The sequence below is a fragment of the Idiomarina sp. UBA4520 genome, assembly GCF_002388365.1.
Lineage (GTDB): Bacteria > Pseudomonadota > Gammaproteobacteria > Enterobacterales > Alteromonadaceae > Idiomarina > Idiomarina zobellii.
The window spans coordinates 66,924-85,185 of record NZ_DGMK01000021.1; the positions used below are offsets into that span (position 1 = coordinate 66,924).

Here is an 18,262-nt window from a genome sequence, read left to right on the forward strand (position 1 = left end):
AGTATCCCGAAAAAATAGCAACGTGACGACAGGCCTTTTTTAGGGTCTTTACCCGCGCAAAAATAAGCTTATACTTGCGCCGATTCCCGACGTTGGGGAAGCACGCCGAGCTTCGGCCTGGCTATACAGGAGATGCTATGTTCAAAGCGAGTGAGGTGCTATCCAAACAGCATCAGGCAGAAGACTTAAAGTCTCTGCAACAAGCGATAACCGACAACTATATTGTCGATGAAGATCAATATATGCGCGAGTTATTGCCGCTTGTTCCTGCCGATGAAGAGACGGTTAGCGCAGTAACCGAACGCGCAGCTAAGTTAGTTGAGCAAGTTCGAGAGCAAGCCGACAACGGTGTTGTCGATGCTTTCCTGCAAGAGTACAGCTTAGACACTAAAGAGGGCATTATCCTCATGTGTCTCGCCGAGGCCTTGCTAAGAATTCCCGATGGCTACACTGCCGATGCACTTATCCAGGATAAACTGTCCGGCGGTGACTGGCAGAAACACATGGGACAAAGCGCGTCCTGGCTGGTGAATTCCGGTACCTGGGCATTAGCGCTAACCAATAGCGTGACTAACCCTACCGGTAAAGCGATGGAAACCCCCAGAGGTGCTTTCAGACGCCTGGTTCGCAAAATGGGCAAACCTGTCATTCGCAAAGCGACTTATGCGGCTATGCAGATTATGGGTAAGCAGTTCGTATTAGGGCGTACCATTGAAGAAGCGCTGAAAGAAAGCAGAGATAACCGCAACAAAGGTTACACCCACGCCTATGACATGCTGGGTGAAGCTGCGCTTACCGCGAAAGATGCGAATTACTACAAACAGCAGTACGTCAATTCCATCAAGACCATTACCAAAGAGAAGTTCAATAACCCGGACGCTCCAAGACCGACTATTTCAATTAAACTGTCGGCATTGCATCCGCGTTATGAAGCTTCTAACCATGAGCGTGTGCTAACCGAATTAGCGACCACTCTGACGGAGCTGGTCAAGCTGGCCAAAGAAGCAGACGTCGGCGTTACTATTGATGCCGAAGAAGCAGACCGTCATGAGTTATCGTTAGAGCTGTTTGAGAAAGTCTATCGCAGTGGTGTCTGTAAAGGCTGGCCACGTTTTGGTCTGGTCGTTCAAGCCTACTCGAAACGTGCTTTACCAACCTTATGCTGGATTACTGCACTGGCTAAAGAGTGCGGTGATGAAATTCCGGTACGCCTGGTGAAAGGCGCCTACTGGGATAACGAAATTAAGTGGACTCAGGAAAATGGTCTGCCCGGGTACCCAGTCTTTACCCGCAAATCGCACAGTGATATTTCCTATCTCGCCTGCGCTCGCTATTTAGTCAGCGATGATACCGACGGCGCGATTTATCCGCAGTTTGCGACGCATAATGCTCAGACCATTATGAGCATCCAGCACATGAACGAAACTCACAAACGCCGTATTGAATATCAGCGTTTGCACGGTATGGGTGACAGTCTGTACGACACGCTTATGGAGCAAAATCCAGGCTTGGTCGTACGCATTTATGCGCCAGTGGGTCCGCACAGAGACTTACTACCGTACCTGGTTCGCCGACTCTTAGAAAACGGCGCCAACTCATCTTTCGTTCATAAGCTATTAGACGCCGACACGCCGGTTAATGACCTGGTTGAGCATCCGATGAAAACAGCATCGGGTTACGAGAAGTATGCTAATAGCAAGATTCCACTTCCTCCTCAAATTTATGGGGATCGCACAAATTCATTAGGATTGAATATGAATATTCACTCACAAGCAGATGACTTTATTGCAGCGGTTCAGCAATATCGTGACAAACAATGGCAAGGCGGTCCTATTGTCGATGGCAAGACCGTTGAAACCGATCACCACGTCAGCATTACCAGCCCACAGGAAACCGCAAAACAGGTCGGTAGTATTTACTGGGGCGATAAGAAACTCGCAGAGCAAGCGCTTGAAAGTGCTAACAAAGCTTACAAGCAATGGCGTGACGTTCCGACTGAAGAGCGAGCGAAATGCCTTGAGAAGTTTGCTGACTTAATGGAAGCCAACCGCAATGAACTGATTGCTTTATGCTCTGTTGAAGCGGGTAAAGGCTTGCAGGACGGTATTGATGAGGTACGTGAAGCAGTCGACTTCTGTCGTTACTACGCTAACCAAGCGCGTGAGTTGATGGGCTCGCCTATTCAGCTACCGGGGCCAACTGGCGAAGACAATGAACTGTTTGTGGAAGGTCGTGGCACCTTCATCTGTATTAGTCCATGGAACTTCCCGCTGGCCATTTTCGTTGGTCAGGTCGCCGCAGCATTGGTGACCGGTAACTCAGTTATCGCCAAACCGGCCGAGCAAACTGGTCTTATCGCTTACCGCGCAGTGCAACTTGCACTAGAAGCGGGTATTCCGGGTAATGTCTTGCATTACATGCCGGGTAGCGGTGCGGAAGTTGGTAGTTACCTGACATCACAAGAAGATATTGGCGGTGTCTGTTTTACTGGCTCTACTTACACAGCACAAGCTATTAACCGTGCGCTTGCGGCTCGCACAGGACCTATCGTGCCGTTGGTTGCCGAAACAGGTGGCCAAAATGCCATGATGGTTGACTCAACAGCGCTTCCTGAGCAGGTTGTGACAGACGTTGTTGCCAGTGCATTCCAAAGTGCCGGTCAGCGCTGCTCTGCACTTCGTGTCTTGTTCGTTCAGGAAGACGTGGCTGACCGTGTTATCGACCTGCTGCGTGGTGCCATGGAAGAGTTGCAAGTCGGTGACCCGTTACTGCATGAAACCGATGTTGGCCCAGTGATTGACGGCATTGCCAAGACGAACCTTGAGCAGCATATTACCGACATTCAGCAAGCCGGTCGTTTGATTGCCCGTGCGCCAATGCCGGACTACACAATGGGTGGTACTTTTGTTGCGCCAACGGCTATCGAAATTGACAGCATCAGTCAGCTGGTAAAAGAAAACTTTGGCCCAATTCTGCATGTTATTCGTTATTCAACCGACAACATTGAGGAAGTTATTGAGAGCATCAATAACACCGGCTTTGGTTTAACTTTCGGTATTCACAGCCGTAACGAAACCTTTGCCTACGAGGTTGCCAGCAAAATTGATGTGGGTAACGTGTACATTAACCGTAACCAAATTGGTGCTATTGTTGGTGTGCAACCATTTGGTGGTCGCGGCATGTCAGGTACAGGGCCGAAAGCCGGTGGTCCTCACTACCTTACTCGTTTTATTACCGAGAAAACACGCAGTGATAACATCACAGCCGTTGGCGGTAATGCCACACTGCTATCACTGGATGACTAATTAAGTAACCTGTTATTGGGTATCAATAAAAACGCCGCTAACGTTAACCGTTGCGGCGTTTTTCAATTGGTTAGCAGGTAAGTTTAGCGCTTATCAACAAGCTCGACGTCGGTTCCGTTGACGCTTCCCTGTAAGTCCTCATCAAACACCACATAAACTTCGTGAAGGTGGTTCGACTCGTCTCTAAACTGCAGAGCTGCTATATCATCTTCGTAACGCAGCAGTTTTGGTGGGTTACTTAAGTTGTGTGTTCTGGGCGGCAAAATTAAACGCCGTTCTTCGAGCTGCTTGCCGTCCCAACTTGCGGCGACCTGTTTGGGCCGGAATTTAATCACTATCCCAGCCATGAGTGTCATGGTCAGTAAGGCGCCAACCGCAATAACCCATATCGGCACTACACCACCAATATAAATTGCCATCCACAACGCCAAAAAAAAGCCGCCCCAGGCTTGGGGGCGGCGGCTATCACGATAAAACTGAAGTGTTTCAGAATTGTTCGTCGTCATGTAAGTATAAACTCTCGCTGCCGTCTTTAATTGCACCCAATAATGCGTGAGTACGAGGCATAATGCGAGCAAAGTAAAAACGCGCTGTTTTAATTTTTGACGCCAGATAAGGCTTTTCAGCTTGTTTTTGCTCAGCCGCAACGGCCATTCGTAACCACATGTAACCGTAAGAAATATATCCCACCAAGTGCAAATATTCTACCGCAACACTGTTCACCAGGTTTTCATCGGTAGCCGTTTTTTGCAGTAACTCTTCGCTGATACTGGTTAAGTCCTGCAGTGACTTCTGCAAAGTTTCAGCTTCTTTAGCCCAGTTACTGTTGCCTGCAATCCCCTGTAGGAATGTTGCTATTTCTTCCACAAAAGGCTTCAGTAGTTCGCCACGCGAGCCCCCTACTTTACGGCCCAGCAAGTCGAGTGCCTGAATGCCGTTAGTTCCTTCATAAATTTGTGCAATACGGGTATCGCGAACCAACTGCTCTTGCCCCCATTCGCGCACATAGCCGTGACCACCAAACACCTGCTGACCGTGAATAGTCGACTCAAGACCGGTATCGGTTAAAAACGCTTTAGCAACAGGCGTCAGTAATGCCACCATAGCATCGGCTTTTTCACGAACCGCATCACCTTGAGAGTATTTTGAGCGGTCTAGCTGCTGACCGACCCAAGTCGAAAATGCACGACCGCCTTCGGTCAACGCTTTCATGGTCAGCAGCATGCGACGCACGTCACCATGCACTAAAATGGAATCTGCCTCAGCGCTGTCATTTCGAGTCGCTTTCGCGCCGCGTCCCTGAATGCGATCTTTCGCGTACTCCAAAGCATTTTGATAAGAGCGCTCTGCTGCACCCAGTCCCTGAATACCAACGCCCAGACGTTCGTAGTTCATCATTGTGAACATAGCGGGCAAACCACGATGCGGCTCGCCAACCAACCAGCCTTTAGCGCCGTCAAAGTTCATCACACAGGTTGCTGAACCATGAATGCCCATTTTGTGCTCAATAGAGCCACAACTTACGGCATTACGCTCTGTTAAATTACCTTCGGCATCGGATAAAAATTTCGGAACCACAAACAGCGAAATACCTTTAGTACCCGCCGGTGCGTCAGGCAGTTTTGCCAGCACTAAGTGAACAATGTTGTCCGCTAAGTCATGCTCACCACCTGTGATGAAGATCTTCGTGCCGCTAATTTCAAAACTGCCATCCTCTGATGGAATAGCTTTGCTTTTGATAATACCGAGATCGGTTCCGGCGTGAGGTTCGGTCAGACACATAGTACCTGTCCACTCACCTGAAACCATACGTGGTAAGTAATGATTTTTGAGTTCGTCACTGCCGTGGGAGTCAATGGCCATAATGGCCCCGGAAGTAAGACCCGGGTATAGTGAAAAAGCGATATCTGCACTGCACAGCATTTCTTCGTACTGCGCTGATAACGACTTAGGCAGCCCCATACCGCCGAACTCAGGGTTAGCAGTAACACCAACCCAGCCACCTTCGGCTAACTGACGGAAGTTTTCTTTATAACCCTTAGGCGTTGTGACTACACCGTCTTCAAACTTAACGCCTTCTTCGTCAGCTTCGCGCGCCAGCGGAGCTACTAAGTTTTCGGCTACCTTAGCGCCTTCATCAAGAATCGCACCTGCGGTTTCAACATCCATCATTTCAGCCAGTTCAGGAGCCTGCTCCCAATCCGCTGCGACATTAAAAACGTCATGCAGGACAAAGTCCATATCATCACGTGGAGCTCTGTAATCCGCCATATCTTTTACCTCTTGTCTGAACCAAACAGGGAATTTAAACCCTTAATTTAAACACCTGTTTAAACTGTATCGCACAAGAGTATGAATCCCATTGCGGGATGTCAATAATTTCTATCGTTTCCAGTCTTCTAAAGCAGGGTGCGAAAAGGCTTTATAGTCAAGCGCAAGTACCACCTGATGTGGCTCAATACGAATGACATTTAAGCTTTGGTAGCTGTCACCTTCGTACAAACGCTGCCCATTCAGCTCAATCCAGCGGTCACTCGAACTGCTCCGGTACATGTGGCTGTCATAGCTAAACTCTGGCACTTGTCGTTGGAATGCGGTCGACAAGTCAGACAAAGAAGGTACCACACTCACTTTACTTTCTGTCCCTCCCCCGGTTTGCTCAACGGCGTCCTGAAATCGGTTCAAAAGTTCAGGAGAAACATTTGATAAATCCAGAGCTTCGCGCTGATTCTCTGTTGGCTGTCGTGCCTGAGTCTGAGATTCCACCTTATTACTCGTAAGTGCCTGGGACGGCTCCGGCTCTGTCGGTGTCGCTTCCCAGCTCACCTCAGGGAGAGAAACGGCCTCTCCCCATGAGAAGTCAAGGGCAGTCATTTTAGTATCTGTGCCCGGCGCACCAGACCATAATACGGCTGCATACCCCGTTACACCGCCCAAAATAAGTGCCAACGGCCAAATCAGCCACAAGCGACTGGTCCGTTCTCTGTCTTGCGCAATAAGAGAGCTGTCTAATACGCTTTTGTTTTTCAAAAGGGGAGACTGCTGCTGTTTTAGTGCTTTTAGTAATGACGACATGATTATTCGCCCCCCTTTAATCTTGGACCGAAGTTGGAAGCTCTCGAAGCTAACCACGCCAACGTTGCAGCATCAAGCGTCCCGGTAACTTTTAACCCGTTGCTAAGTTGCAGCTCTCGAAACTGGCTGGACGAGTCTGCATCGTGCAGCTTTTCCGGTAAATGACGTTTTAACCGCGCTCTAATCCACTCTTGCTTATCTTCCGCGGTTTCGGCCGGAGCTTGTTGGTAGAGCAGTAAAAATTCTCCCGTCCAGCCGTCAGTCGTTGTCGGCGTTTCGGTTGTCATTAATAATGGAGAAGAGTCCTTGCGATACAACAAGGCCGGATAATTAATACTTTTCAGCTGCTGCAAAGTTTGGTTCATGCGGGCACAGGCTAAGTCATACTGTTCAACCCACTGGCAAAATGGCTCTGACTCTGGTGGTTCGGGCAGTCCCCAAACACTGGCGAGCTGTTGCGCCGACGCATAATCATTCGTAATTTTCACAGGTTTTGGTGAAGGTGAGCTGTACCAAAACGTCGCAACTGCCGCCACCGCGAAAAGTAACAAACTCCCTGCGACAGAAAGTGCCTTTGTCTTGTTCGGCTTTCCCCTTTTCGATGGACCGTCCAGTTCAATAGCCGCCTGGTTCAAATGGGCAGGCTTTACCTCTGGTGACGAATCGGTATAGGCAGCCAGCAGAGCCCTGTCGCAATACAGGTTTAAAAGCCTCGGAATACCTTGTGTCAGCTGATGTGCTCTTTTTGCCGCAGCCGCTGTAAACAGTGGCCGGTTTGCCCCTGCCACTTGCAATCGATAGGCAATATAACGCTGTGTATCTTGTTCAGTAAGAGGCAATAAGTGATAGCGCGCCGTAATTCGCTGAGCTAACTGTCTTAACTCCTGACGACGCAGCAAATCCTGGAGCTCAGGCTGCCCAATGAGAATAACGCGTAATAGTTTTTTATTGTGTGTTTCCAGGTTGGTCAGCAGGCGCAACTGCTCTAACACCTGCGGTCTTAAGTGCTGCGCTTCATCAATAAGCACCACACACTGCTGTCCGTCTTCATTGGCTTTTAGCAAAAACTGGCTGAGCTTATCCGTCAGCACTTTCCGTGTTGCCGAGCGTTTTTGATAGCGAATACCAAACTCATCGCACAGGCTAGCCAACAGCTCATCTTCATTCAACATGGGGTTTAGAATAAAGGCTGTTTCGGTCGACTCCGGTAGCTGCTCAATAAGCGCCCGTGACACTGTTGTTTTGCCCGTGCCGACCTCGCCGGTTAATAAGATAAAACCGCCACTGCCCTGCAACCCTTGGGTCAGGTGAGCTAAGGCTTCTTGATGGCGCTCACTCAGGTAAAGGTAATTAGGGTCTGGCGCTATGGAGAAGGGCTCTGCCTGCAAACCAAAATAGTTTTGATACATAAGCGTTGTGCGCAATTTATTATTATTTAACCAACAGTGTAACGACTTGCTTGCACATCCACCAGTGATTAGCGATGATCACTTTCACTAAGTATGGCGTTTAACCGGGGAGTCATGAGTGCAAACCTATTTAGTCGGCGGTGCTGTTCGCGATAAGTTACTGGGGTTAGCCGTTAAAGAACGTGATTGGGTGGTTGTTGGCGCAACGCCACAACAAATGCTCGATCAGGGCTTCCAGCAAGTGGGAAAAGACTTCCCGGTATTTTTGCACCCACTAACCCGAGAAGAATATGCCCTCGCCCGCACTGAGCGTAAGAATGGTAAAGGCTACAAAGGCTTTGATGTATTCGCCTCACCGGATGTCACTTTAGAAGACGACTTGGTGCGCCGCGACCTTACTATCAATGCCATAGCCGAAGACGAGCATGGACAGCTGATAGACCCCTACGGTGGCCAGCGTGATATTGAACAGAAAAAGTTACGCCACGTGTCACCGGCGTTCGAAGAAGACCCCTTAAGGGTGCTTCGCGTTGCTCGCTTTGCTGCCCGGTTTAAGCACTTAGGCTTTACCATTGCCGATGAAACGCATGAATTACTGGTCAAAATAGCTCACTCCGGCGAGCTTGAAGCTTTGACGCCTGAGCGCGTTTGGCTGGAATGGGAAAAGTCATTAGGCACAGGTAACCCGGACGTATTTCTGAGTACCCTGGCTGATATTGGCGGTTTAAATCAGGTTCTTAAGCAGTTCAAAGCGAAAAACAAAAATCTGACTCGTTTACACAAGGCGGCTCAATTCAGCGCATCTCACACCGAGCTTACCAAGCCACTTATTTTTGCGAGTTTGTTTATTGGCGAGTCGCCCGTCGAAAATATACCCAGCTTTTGCAAAGTATTGGCAATACCCAATGAGTATCGTGATGCCGCTGTACTTGCCGAGCGAAATAGTGACTTTATTATTTCAACAAAGCTGCCGAGCGCCGAGCAATTTGCTGAGGCATTGCAGTCGATAGACTACTGGCGCCGCCCGGAAAAACTGCAACAGCTACTATTGCTGCGTCAATTAGAGCATGAAGCGACTGAATTTTCAGAATGTGTTGTTGAGCAAAATCAGCAACTGGTGCAAGCCGCGATAAAGGCTTCGGAAGTGAGCCCTCAAGCACTGATAAATGAAGGCTTCACCGGCAAACAACTTGGGCTTGCGATAAAAGAAAAGCGACTGGAAACACTTAAGCACGAGCTTAAGCAAACTCTTTAAGCCAGTCGGTGTTTTCCAGCGGAGTTAAGTTTTGCTGTTCAAGCTGTTGGCAATATTGGCGCCACATTGCGCCGTAAGTTTTCTTCAAAATCGGGTGTTGTCTGTTTTCGGCTATTTCCGCCAAAGGCCAAAGCACAAACGCATTTTCAGTTATTTCGTGGCGTGGCAGCTGTGGTGCTTTTTCGCGCACCATATCGTCGTAAAGCAACACGTCGATGTCTAGCGAGCGGGGGCTGTACTTAGCGCTGTCGGGTTTGCGGCCGTTTTCTTGCTCAATGCGCTTGCAATGCGCTAATACCGTTTCAACCGGCTGCAAAGTAGTAACTTCTACGACAAGATTGTAAAAGTCGCTGCCCTTGAACCCCACCGCCTCGCTCAAAAAAATACGTGAACGTTGCTGGTAGTTAAAGCTGTCCGCCAACGCCCTCAAGCCGGACAAAATATGCTGTTCTTTATCGATATTTGAGCCGAGTCCTAAAAAGACAACTGCCACAGTAACCCCTTAGCCGAAAGGACTGTCGAAAACACTGCGACGAACAGTCACCGCGACATTAGCGGCATTGGGGACGGCACCGGGCTTCGACACCTTCACCTCGACATTCTGCACGCCAAACTCATTGAGAATTAGGGTAGCAACGCCTTCGGCTACGGTTTCAATTAACTGACGTGGCTTTTCAGCAACCCATTGAGTCACTTTTTCACTGACTAAGGCGTAATCAAGAGCGTCGTTCAAGTCATCGGACTTCGCGGCGGTTTGGTTATCCCAACTCATTTGAATATCTAAAGTGAGTGTTTGCTTCTTCTCTTTCTCCCAGTCGTACACGCCTATGATTGTATCTACGCTGAGGCCTTCAATGCTAACCACATCGATATCCGCTTGTTCCATTTTCACTCACCCCATAGTAATTGCGGCAAAAACCGCTTATTCTATAAACCGTAATTTTAAACCGCAGTCTACCCTAACAAAAGAGGGATTCGTACCCTATGACAGCGTTAACCATACTGATGATTCTGACAGCCTACCTCTTAGGCTCTATCAGTAGCGCTGTGCTTATCTGTAAATTATGGGGCCTGCCTGATCCTCGAAAGGAGGGGTCTGGTAATCCGGGGGCGACTAATGTCTATCGGGTTGGTGGAAAAATTCCGGCCTTGCTCACACTCTGGTTTGATGTATTAAAAGGCATGGTGCCGGTGTGGGGCTCGTACTTTTTAGGTATAGAGCCCTTTTTCTTGGGGCTCATAGCGGTGGCTGCCTGTCTGGGTCACATTTTCCCGCTGTATTTTCATTTTCGCGGTGGCAAAGCTGTCGCTACGGCATTAGGCGCCATGTTCCCGGTCGCCTGGGAAATGGCCTTACTACTTATTGCGACGTGGCTTGTGGTCTTCAAAATAAGCAAAGTGTCATCACTTGCCGCGCTTATCACTGTCTGTCTGGCGCCTTTTTATGCGTATTGGATAAAACCGCAGTACACCGTGCCAGTTATTATGATTTCGCTGTTAATTTTGTGGCGACACCAGTCAAATATCGTACGCCTGACATCCGGTCAGGAAAAAGGCTTTAAACGCCGTCAGTAGCCGCCGCTGGTTTGGCCACCTGCATCGGCTCTAAGTCGGTCATTGGCCAGCGCGGATACGTCTTAACACTCAATGCTTCGCGCTCTCCCGCCTGCAAACGCAAAGCCCCCGCGAGCGCGATCATGGCACCGTTGTCAGTGCAAAATTCAGTGCGAGGATAAAACACACGACCGTTCACTTTTTTCATTAACGCCTCGAGCTCGGCCCTTAGATGTTTGTTAGCACTTACTCCACCAGCTATGACCAGTCGCTTATAGCCCGTTTGCTTTAACGCACGACGGCATTTAATAAGTAAGGTATCAACAACCGCATCCTCAAACGCGCGGGCAATATCCGCCAGTGTTTGCTCGCTGTTGTCATTCGCCGCTAATGTATTTGCCGCAAAGGTTTTTAAACCACTGAATGAAAAGTTCAAACCGGGACGGTCTGTCATCGGTCTTGGGAACGTGAAGCGATCACTCACACCCTTTTCGGCAAGTGCTGCAAGCCTCGGCCCGCCCGGGTAGTCGAGCCCCATTAATTTAGCGGTTTTATCGAAAGCCTCACCGGCAGCATCATCGACAGACTCACCCAGCAACTCATAGTCACCAATACCTTTGATCTGAACCAGCTGCGTGTGTCCGCCCGACACTAATAAGGCGACAAAAGGAAATTCGGGTTGATCATCTTCCAGCATAGGCGCCAGCAAATGGCCTTCCATGTGGTGTACACCAACAGCAGGAAGACCCCATCCAAATGCCAGGCTTCGGCCTATGCAGGAGCCAACTAACAAAGCACCGACCAGGCCCGGACCTTTAGTATAAGCCACTCCATCCAAGTCTTTCGGTGTTAACCCTGCTTCTTGTAGTGCGGCTTTCACCAACGGCAACGTTTTACGTACGTGGTCTCGTGACGCCAATTCAGGTACAACACCACCATAATCAGCATGCAGCTTTACTTGCGAATACAGCTGATGAGCCAGCAGCCCTTTTTCAGTGTCATACACCGCAATACCTGTTTCATCACAAGACGTTTCTATACCTAATACCCGCATACTACTCACCGATGATGCTTTTTACCGACAATTGCGGTTATTTTACCTGATTTTTGCGGCTATGACTCGCCAGAGTCAAAAAGTTATGCCACTTTATGAGCCCCTAGTTTGACTGCAGTTCACTAAGGGTTAAGCGACGACTATCGAGCGGCCGGCCATCAACGTCACGGAGCGTTAAAACAAGTTCCGGCTGCTCTTTCCAGATCACTTCAATTTGACCATAACGACTTTCTTCATAAGCTTGTCCGTCTCTGTATACGGACGAATAGGGAGTATCGCTCCCTAAGTTAATGCTGCCGGCAGTGACCTGCCAAAGCGGGTAAGACAAATAATCATCAGCATTAGAAAATTCGCCAAACAAGCGGTCGCCAACGCCCAGTATGAGCCCCGAAGGTTGTAGCTCTTGCAGAACAGACTTCAATCTATCCTGCTCTTTAGGAAACATTGACCAACTATCGTAACCGTTGGCCGGTGCAAGTACTGGCGTCGCACTGAGTAAAATTCTTACTTCAGCGGGCTTTTGCAGTTGCTCTTTCAGCCATTGCCATTGCTTGTCGCCAAGCAGATCGCCCGCTCGATTCGGCTGATAAGGTCCCAGGTCAGCATTAAAGCGGCGCGTTTGTCGCTCCATCCAGCCGACTTGCTCTAACTCGTCACGATTCCAGCGACCATCGAGTACAATAACCTGCACCCGTTGCGGCTCATTACCAAAAATAACGCTTTTCGCAATACCATGCTCCTGAAACAGTCGTTCAGAGGTTGCCGGCTCCCGCCAAAAGGTCAAAAAGTGATTTCGTACAGCGTAGCGCTGAGGGTTGGTTTTACCCGTATGCCCACTAATACTGTAATCAGTTCTATTCCAAACAGACATCACTGCTGAACCACGCCGCAACACTCGAGGCCCGCGGAAGCGGTTAAAGACTTCATAAGCGTCAAGCAAGGCATCCATGTCATCCGCTTCAACATCTAATGTATTACCCAAAAACACAAAAACTTCCGGTTGCGCATGGTTAACTGCATCCCAAACCTCTTGTCGACTGCTGTGGTCCATGCAACAGCCAAAAGCCACCCGAGTGCTCTGCTGAGCCTGAGTGGTTGCCGTCAAAAGCAGTAGTGAAGCCCCCAACAGTAGCTGGGCAACAACCGATTTATTGCTTAATCGTTGGCAAGAACGCATTAGAAGTCCTCTTTATTCGCAGCGCAGCGACGCGCCTCCTCTGCATCTATATCGCCACGAGATACTAATTTCTTAAGCGCTTGATCCAGAGTTTGCATTCCCTTTTCGGCACCGGTTTGAATGGCTGAGTACATTTGCGCCACTTTGTCTTCGCGAATCAGGTTTTTAATTGCCGGTGTCGATACCATGATTTCGTGCGCGGCAATGCGCCCACCACCAATGCGCTTCAACAAGGTTTGCGAAATAACCGCCCGCAAAGACTCCGACAACATTGAGCGAATCATCGGTTTGTCGTCGCCCGGGAACACATCAATAATGCGGTCTATGGTTTTCGGCGCTGACGTTGTATGTAAGGTACCTAACACCAAATGCCCGGTTTCAGCGGCAGTCATCGCCAATCGAATGGTTTCCAGGTCACGCATTTCACCCACCAGAATCACATCCGGGTCTTCCCGCAAAGCCGAGCGCAACGCCGCGCTAAAACTTCGGGTATCGCGATGCACTTCACGCTGACTCACCAGACTTTTCTGGTTGTCATGCACAAACTCAATGGGGTCTTCAATGGTTAAAATATGCTGCGAACGGGTTTGATTAATATGATTCACCATCGCTGCTAAAGTCGTCGACTTACCAGAGCCCGTTGGACCAGTCACTAATACTAAGCCTCGAGGCGCATCAATAATATCCTTAAAGCTCGCAGGTGCCCCGAGCTCATCTAGTGTCGTGACATTGTTGGGAATCATCCGAAACGCGGCGGCAATGCCTTTTCGCTGCGTAAAGACGTTAGCTCGAAAACGCGCAACACCCTCTATTTCAAAAGAAAAGTCACATTCAAAGCGCGAATTAAACTCTTCCTGCTGCGATTCGGTCATTATCGCGAACAAGTCGCTTTTTAATTCTTCAGCAGAGTGCATGGGTTGATTTAAGGCCCGAATGTCCCCATCAACTCTTATCATAGGCGGACTTCCTGACGACAAATGTAAGTCGGAAGCGTTTTGTTTCACACTAAAGGCGAGTAATTCGCTAACATTCATATCCTGTCCCTGAATCAATGAGATGACGATTGCTATGACTATTAAGGTATCAGAAAAAATACAAAATAACCTTGTTAACCTCCGTCAGCAATTAAAGATATTAGGCGAGGAGTCTAGTGACAAACAACCCGTTGAGTTGTTGGCTGTCAGCAAGAAGCACTCCATTGATGCTATTAAAGCAGCGGCAGAAGCAGACCAAGTACACTTTGGTGAAAACTACGTTCAAGAAGGCGTCGAAAAAATTCAGCAGCTAAAAGCCGAAGGCTTTAATCAGTTACAGTGGCACTTCATTGGTCCGTTGCAGTCCAATAAAACGAAAGACGTTGCTGAACATTTCGACTGGGTGCAAAGCATTGAGCGCGAAAAAATTGCCCGTCGCTTAAACGAGCAGCGCCCCTCAGACAAACCGCCGTTAAACGTATTGCTGCAAGTAAACATTGATGACGACGATAACAAATCGGGATTATCGGCAGATGATGTTGAGAACCTGGCACGCTTTGTCAGTAACTGCGAGAACTTGAAGCTCAGAGGGCTAATGACCATTTTAAAGGCCGGAACCTCAGAGCAGGAGCGTAGAGACAGCTTTTCGAAAATGCGCCAGCTATACCAGCAACTGCAAGCGGTGTACGGCGAGCAAATTGACACACTCTCGATGGGAATGAGCGGCGATATGCGACAAGCCGTGCTAGAGGGTGCTAATATGGTACGTATTGGAACAGCAATTTTTGGACAACGGGAGTCATAATGAAAGACATTCGCAACATTGCGTTTATTGGTGCCGGTAATATGACACAAAGTATTGTCGGCGGTATGTGCAAAAGCGGTTACCCTGCAGACAAAGTCTGGGTCAGTAACCCAAGTGACGCAAAGCTTGAGAAAATGAAATCGGAGCTGGGCGTTAATACCAGCAATGACAACCTGGAAGTGGTCGAAAAAGCGGACGCTATCGTGCTTGCCGTGAAACCTCAGCTGATGTCTGAAGTGTGCACACACTTACGTGAAAACGTCAGCAATTTGAGTGATAAACTTATTATTACTATTGCGGCAGGTATCCGTATTCCGAAGTATCGCGAGTATCTGGGTGAGAGCATTCGCATTATTCGCGTCATGCCAAATACGCCATCGTTAGTTGGTCAGGGTATGTCAGGCTTAGTCACTGACGACTCAGTCGATCAGGCAGACAAAGACTTTGTCACTGAAGCGTTCAACGGTGTTGGTGAAACCCTGTGGGTTGCCGACGAAGACCAGTTAGATATTTTGGGTGCGGTCGCCGGTAGTGGTCCAGCGTACTTTTTCGAATTTATGGACAGCTTGGCAAAAGCAGCTACGGCACTTGGCTTTGATGCCGCCAAAGCTCGCGAGATGGTACAACAAACCTGTTTAGGTGCCGCGCAAATGGCGAAAGAAAGCGACTTGTCGCTGGAAGACTTACGTAAACAAGTAACCAGCAAAGGTGGTTCTACAGCGAAAGGTGTAGAAGCGTACCAAGAGTCCGACTTGCACGGTATTTCAGATAAAGCGGTCAAAGCCGCCGTTAACCGTAATCAGGAAATGGCGAAACTCTTCTAGGAGCCAGTAATGAATAACGCGCTTACGTTTTTAGTCGCAACACTCATTGATCTTTATCTGATCATTGTTTTGCTACGGCTTTGGATGCAGCTGACCAAAGCGGACTTTTATAACCCGGTCAGTCAATTCGTTTATAAGGCGACACAACCTATTGTTGGGCCGCTTAGAAGCTTTATGCCCAGTGTTGGTTCACTGGACACGGCAAGCCTGCTGCTCGCTTTGGCGCTAGGAATCCTCAAAGTCGCCGCCTTGGTGTGGCTGAACGGCCTCGCTGCAGGCGCCTTGGTTATTGTCATTCAAGGCGTACTGGCGACCATAAGCAGCTTCTTGTCGATGTTGTTCTGGGTGCTGATTATTCGGGCGATTCTAAGCTGGTTCTCGCAGGGATATAACCCGGTTGAAGCCATGCTGCACCAAATAACTGAGCCAGTTTTAGCGCCTATCCGCAAGGTTATACCGCCACTGGGCGGCCTCGACTTGTCGGTGCTTGTCGCCATTATTGCGTTGCAATTTTTGCGCATTTTAATTGGCGTATAATCTCAGTTAATAAAATATAAGGTGGGAGTAAAAGTTATGTTGAAAAGTACCCTGTTTGCGTTAAGTGTTGCCTTTGTTGCCGTTTTTTCGAGCGCAACATACGCAGAGCAAAAACAGACTTTAGGCAACTGGGATGTTCACTATAGTGCTTTTACTTCCACATTTTTAGCGCCTAAAGTTGCAGCTACCTACGGTATTACCCGAAGTGCTTCTAAAGGTGTTCTGAACATATCCGTGCTTGATAAAAATACACAAGCGCCGCAAGAGCTGGAAGTTACGGGCCAGGTTGTGAATCCCCTTGGTCAGGTTCAATCGTTGGAGTTTCAGAAAATTACTGAGGCAGAAGCGGTGTACTACATTACTCAGTTTGACTACACCAACGCCGAAACCTTGCGTTTCACCATTAATATTGGCGACGAGCAAACCTTAAAATTCAACCAGGAATTCTGGTTGAACGACTGACTTTTGACCTAGTTACTCACCGGTTTAACACCAATAGACTGGATATCGCCGGTTTCGCTAACGTTTCGTACCGTTAACACAACATCCCCCAACCTGACCTTGTCACCAATAACCACCCGCCGGTGGAATTTCTGCGAGAAGTAGTCCGCAATAGTGGTACTTAGCAAGCCCTCGTCCAAATCGCCCAGTGGGTAGAAACTACCGACATCAGCCAGGGTTAAGTCTCCTTTAAGAGTAAAGTCACCGAAGAACTCTTTTTCGTTCACTTTCAGTCCTTTACCGCCTGACGCAAGAATTCGACTGACTTCATCAATATCTTTTACAGTAGCGGCGACAAGCAAGCCATCACCCTCCTGCACCATCGGTTGGGTTTCCGGCTGTAACCACTCTCCTTCCCGTATAATTCCAACAAAGGTCGCTGGGGCCGTTAGTTTAAGATCTTTCCATGTTCGGTCGCAGGCCGGTGATGTTTTATCAATACGATATAGCCATACTTCAAGCGACTCAGAGCTTGGCACCGACGATAAAGGCATACGCTGCTGCGGCTGTGCCTTTAAAGGCACTTCAAGCCCAAGCCAGCGAGCTACCGGCGCAATACTCCATCCTTGAATAATCAGCGATATCATCACCACCACGAACGCGATATCAAAGTACAGCTCCTGGTTCGGCACGCCACTTAACCATGGAAACAAAGCCAGGATAATAGGCACAGCCCCTCTAAGCCCGACCCAACTTATAAATACCTGTTCCCGCCACGGGAAACTGAACGGTAACAAACTTACAATAACCGCCAGCGGGCGGGCGATAAAGATAAGTGCCACCGCAATACCTATCGCGATAGGTGCGTTCGCCACCAGGTAAGACGGTACAACCAGTAGACCCAGAATAAGGAACATGGCCATTTGACTTAACCAAGCTAAACCATCCTGAACCTGCAGGATATGAACAAGCTGTGGTAAGCGCCCATTACCAATGACAAATCCCATTAGGTAAACCGCTAAAAAACCACTCGCGTGCAGCTTAGCGGTTAATGCATAGATAGTGATTGCGCAGGCAACAGCAAGCAGCGGGAAAAAACTAAAACTCAAAGGAAGCTTTCGAGCGGCGACAATAAACAGGCGTCCCCCTAACCAGCCAATTGCCAAGCCTCCGATAAGCTGCCAGATTATATCTAACGCCATCCAATGCCACTCGGTCATGGTTCCGCTGGCAACCGCAGCCGTCATCGTTAAAGTGAGAATGACTGCCATGGGATCGTTGCTGCCTGATTCTATTTCAAGCGTCGATGCCACCCGCTCTTTTATTTGCAAACCGCGAGACTGGAAAATACCAAAGACTGCTGCGGCGTCAGTAGAGCTTAAAATTGCGCCCATCAGTAAAGCTGCTGGCCAGGGCAAATTAAATAAATACACCGCAGACGTAGCCACAATAGTACAGGTTAACGCCACACCTATCGTTGCCAGGCTAATTGCTGGCCAGAGCGCCACCCGGAAACGTTCTGGTTGAGTTCGCATACCACCATCAAAAAGAATAATAACCAATGCCGCCGAGCCAATAAAAAAGGCGATATCCGGATTATTGAACTCAATTCCCAGAATACCTTGCTCACCCGCCAGCATTCCTACCAACAGAAACGTCAGCAACACCGGAGCGCCTAAACGATTCGATGCAACGGCTGCCAGAATGCTAACAACTAACAGCAAGCCACATAGCAGAATTAGGGTATTCGCAGAGTCCAAATAACAGCTCCTTCTTATCGTTTTTCTGGTTTTATCATAACAGCTTTGTGCATTTTTTTGTGAAGATTTCAAATTCCGCCAAAAACCGATAT

Annotated in this window: 17 protein-coding genes; 7 read left to right on the plus strand and 10 right to left on the minus strand. The window is 48.8% G+C overall.

The window, feature by feature from the left end; genetic code table 11:
• Nucleotides 1-137: 137 nt before the first annotated feature.
• Nucleotides 138-3,305 (plus strand): bifunctional proline dehydrogenase/L-glutamate gamma-semialdehyde dehydrogenase PutA, encoded by a 3,168-nt coding sequence (gene putA, locus B3850_RS10450; protein ID WP_286911719.1) that lies wholly within the window; start codon nt 138-140, stop codon nt 3,303-3,305.
• An 83-nt stretch (nt 3,306-3,388) separates the two neighbouring features.
• Here the strand turns inward: putA and B3850_RS10455 are convergent, their stop codons facing one another.
• The 4 genes from B3850_RS10455 to B3850_RS10470 all read right to left on the minus strand — a co-directional run bounded on the left by B3850_RS10455 (nt 3,389) and on the right by B3850_RS10470 (nt 7,789).
• Complete coding sequence (locus B3850_RS10455; protein WP_286874014.1) at nt 3,389-3,811, minus strand: hypothetical protein; 423 nt, start codon at nt 3,809-3,811, stop codon at nt 3,389-3,391.
• Complete coding sequence (locus B3850_RS10460) at nt 3,792-5,576, minus strand: acyl-CoA dehydrogenase C-terminal domain-containing protein (protein ID WP_286874016.1); 1,785 nt, start codon at nt 5,574-5,576, stop codon at nt 3,792-3,794. Before B3850_RS10460 ends, B3850_RS10455 begins: the two co-directional genes overlap by 20 nt.
• A gap of 111 nt (nt 5,577-5,687) precedes the next feature.
• A complete protein-coding gene (locus B3850_RS10465; RefSeq protein WP_286874019.1) occupies nt 5,688-6,380 on the minus strand; it encodes a general secretion pathway protein GspB in 693 nt (230 codons plus the stop codon).
• Between the two features lie 2 nt (nt 6,381-6,382).
• Entirely contained in the window at nt 6,383-7,789 is a 1,407-nt protein-coding gene (locus B3850_RS10470) for an ExeA family protein (protein WP_273268498.1), read from the minus strand.
• Nucleotides 7,790-7,907: 118 nt separating this feature from the next.
• On the opposite strand from B3850_RS10470, the gene B3850_RS10475 reads away from it, so the two are divergent.
• Nucleotides 7,908-9,044: a multifunctional CCA tRNA nucleotidyl transferase/2'3'-cyclic phosphodiesterase/2'nucleotidase/phosphatase gene (locus tag B3850_RS10475; RefSeq protein ID WP_286874025.1), complete on the plus strand. Its 1,137-nt coding sequence runs from the start codon at nt 7,908-7,910 to the stop codon at nt 9,042-9,044.
• On the opposite strand, the gene folK is transcribed toward B3850_RS10475, so the two are convergent.
• Together folK and folB are read right to left on the minus strand one after the other, a co-directional pair.
• Nucleotides 9,028-9,537 carry a 2-amino-4-hydroxy-6-hydroxymethyldihydropteridine diphosphokinase gene (gene folK, locus B3850_RS10480; RefSeq protein ID WP_286874028.1) on the minus strand — a complete coding sequence of 170 codons (510 nt, stop codon included), beginning with the start codon at nt 9,535-9,537 and terminating at the stop codon, nt 9,028-9,030. The genes B3850_RS10475 and folK overlap by 17 nt on opposite strands.
• A gap of 9 nt (nt 9,538-9,546) precedes the next feature.
• Nucleotides 9,547-9,930, minus strand: a complete 384-nt coding sequence (folB, locus tag B3850_RS10485; protein WP_286874030.1) for a dihydroneopterin aldolase — start codon at nt 9,928-9,930, stop codon at nt 9,547-9,549.
• A gap of 98 nt (nt 9,931-10,028) precedes the next feature.
• Here folB and plsY point away from each other — a divergent pair, with 98 nt between their 5' ends.
• Complete coding sequence (gene plsY, locus B3850_RS10490) at nt 10,029-10,619, plus strand: glycerol-3-phosphate 1-O-acyltransferase PlsY (RefSeq protein ID WP_053954151.1); 591 nt, start codon at nt 10,029-10,031, stop codon at nt 10,617-10,619.
• Here the strand turns inward: plsY and tsaD are convergent.
• From tsaD to B3850_RS10505, 3 genes are all read right to left on the minus strand, one after another.
• Complete coding sequence (gene tsaD / locus B3850_RS10495) at nt 10,603-11,652, minus strand: tRNA (adenosine(37)-N6)-threonylcarbamoyltransferase complex transferase subunit TsaD (RefSeq protein WP_286911720.1); 1,050 nt, start codon at nt 11,650-11,652, stop codon at nt 10,603-10,605. The two genes, plsY and tsaD, sit on opposite strands and share 17 nt — an antisense overlap.
• Before the next feature lie 103 nt (nt 11,653-11,755).
• Nucleotides 11,756-12,829 carry a phosphodiesterase gene (locus B3850_RS10500; protein WP_286874036.1) on the minus strand — a complete coding sequence of 358 codons (1,074 nt, stop codon included), beginning with the start codon at nt 12,827-12,829 and terminating at the stop codon, nt 11,756-11,758.
• The gene (locus B3850_RS10505) at nt 12,829-13,863 is read right to left on the minus strand and encodes a type IV pilus twitching motility protein PilT (protein WP_286874039.1); all 1,035 of its coding nucleotides are present in this window, start codon (nt 13,861-13,863) and stop codon (nt 12,829-12,831) included. The genes B3850_RS10500 and B3850_RS10505 overlap by 1 nt, the downstream gene beginning before the upstream one ends.
• Before the next feature lie 34 nt (nt 13,864-13,897).
• Here B3850_RS10505 and B3850_RS10510 point away from each other — a divergent pair, with 34 nt between their 5' ends.
• The 4 genes from B3850_RS10510 to B3850_RS10525 are packed head-to-tail and all read left to right on the plus strand — an operon-like array spanning nt 13,898 to nt 16,431.
• Nucleotides 13,898-14,608 carry a YggS family pyridoxal phosphate-dependent enzyme gene (locus B3850_RS10510; protein WP_286874042.1) on the plus strand — a complete coding sequence of 237 codons (711 nt, stop codon included), beginning with the start codon at nt 13,898-13,900 and terminating at the stop codon, nt 14,606-14,608.
• Nucleotides 14,608-15,432: a pyrroline-5-carboxylate reductase gene (gene proC, locus B3850_RS10515; RefSeq protein WP_058576103.1), complete on the plus strand. Its 825-nt coding sequence runs from the start codon at nt 14,608-14,610 to the stop codon at nt 15,430-15,432. Before B3850_RS10510 ends, proC begins: the two co-directional genes overlap by 1 nt.
• Nucleotides 15,433-15,441: 9 nt before the next feature.
• A complete protein-coding gene (locus tag B3850_RS10520) occupies nt 15,442-15,969 on the plus strand; it encodes a YggT family protein (protein WP_058576102.1) in 528 nt (175 codons plus the stop codon).
• Between the two features lie 36 nt (nt 15,970-16,005).
• A complete protein-coding gene (locus tag B3850_RS10525) occupies nt 16,006-16,431 on the plus strand; it encodes a DUF4426 domain-containing protein (RefSeq protein ID WP_129497068.1) in 426 nt (141 codons plus the stop codon).
• A gap of 8 nt (nt 16,432-16,439) precedes the next feature.
• On the opposite strand, the gene B3850_RS10530 is transcribed toward B3850_RS10525, so the two are convergent.
• Nucleotides 16,440-18,170: a potassium/proton antiporter gene (locus B3850_RS10530; RefSeq protein WP_286874052.1), complete on the minus strand. Its 1,731-nt coding sequence runs from the start codon at nt 18,168-18,170 to the stop codon at nt 16,440-16,442.
• Nucleotides 18,171-18,262: the final 92 nt, after the last annotated feature.

Coding starts and splice junctions, on each gene's coding strand:
- putA (WP_286911719.1), top strand. CDS start 138: ATGTTCAAAGCGAGTGAGGTGCTATCCAAACAGCATCAGGCAGAAGAC.
- B3850_RS10465 (WP_286874019.1), bottom strand. CDS start 6,380: ATGTCGTCATTACTAAAAGCACTAAAACAGCAGCAGTCTCCCCTTTTG.
- B3850_RS10510 (WP_286874042.1), top strand. CDS start 13,898: ATGACTATTAAGGTATCAGAAAAAATACAAAATAACCTTGTTAACCTC.
- plsY (WP_053954151.1), top strand. CDS start 10,029: ATGACAGCGTTAACCATACTGATGATTCTGACAGCCTACCTCTTAGGC.
- proC (WP_058576103.1), top strand. CDS start 14,608: ATGAAAGACATTCGCAACATTGCGTTTATTGGTGCCGGTAATATGACA.
- folB (WP_286874030.1), bottom strand. CDS start 9,930: ATGGAACAAGCGGATATCGATGTGGTTAGCATTGAAGGCCTCAGCGTA.
- B3850_RS10505 (WP_286874039.1), bottom strand. CDS start 13,863: ATGAATGTTAGCGAATTACTCGCCTTTAGTGTGAAACAAAACGCTTCC.
- B3850_RS10500 (WP_286874036.1), bottom strand. CDS start 12,829: ATGCGTTCTTGCCAACGATTAAGCAATAAATCGGTTGTTGCCCAGCTA.
- B3850_RS10520 (WP_058576102.1), top strand. CDS start 15,442: ATGAATAACGCGCTTACGTTTTTAGTCGCAACACTCATTGATCTTTAT.
- B3850_RS10525 (WP_129497068.1), top strand. CDS start 16,006: ATGTTGAAAAGTACCCTGTTTGCGTTAAGTGTTGCCTTTGTTGCCGTT.
- B3850_RS10455 (WP_286874014.1), bottom strand. CDS start 3,811: ATGACGACGAACAATTCTGAAACACTTCAGTTTTATCGTGATAGCCGC.
- B3850_RS10460 (WP_286874016.1), bottom strand. CDS start 5,576: ATGGCGGATTACAGAGCTCCACGTGATGATATGGACTTTGTCCTGCAT.
- tsaD (WP_286911720.1), bottom strand. CDS start 11,652: ATGCGGGTATTAGGTATAGAAACGTCTTGTGATGAAACAGGTATTGCG.
- B3850_RS10470 (WP_273268498.1), bottom strand. CDS start 7,789: ATGTATCAAAACTATTTTGGTTTGCAGGCAGAGCCCTTCTCCATAGCG.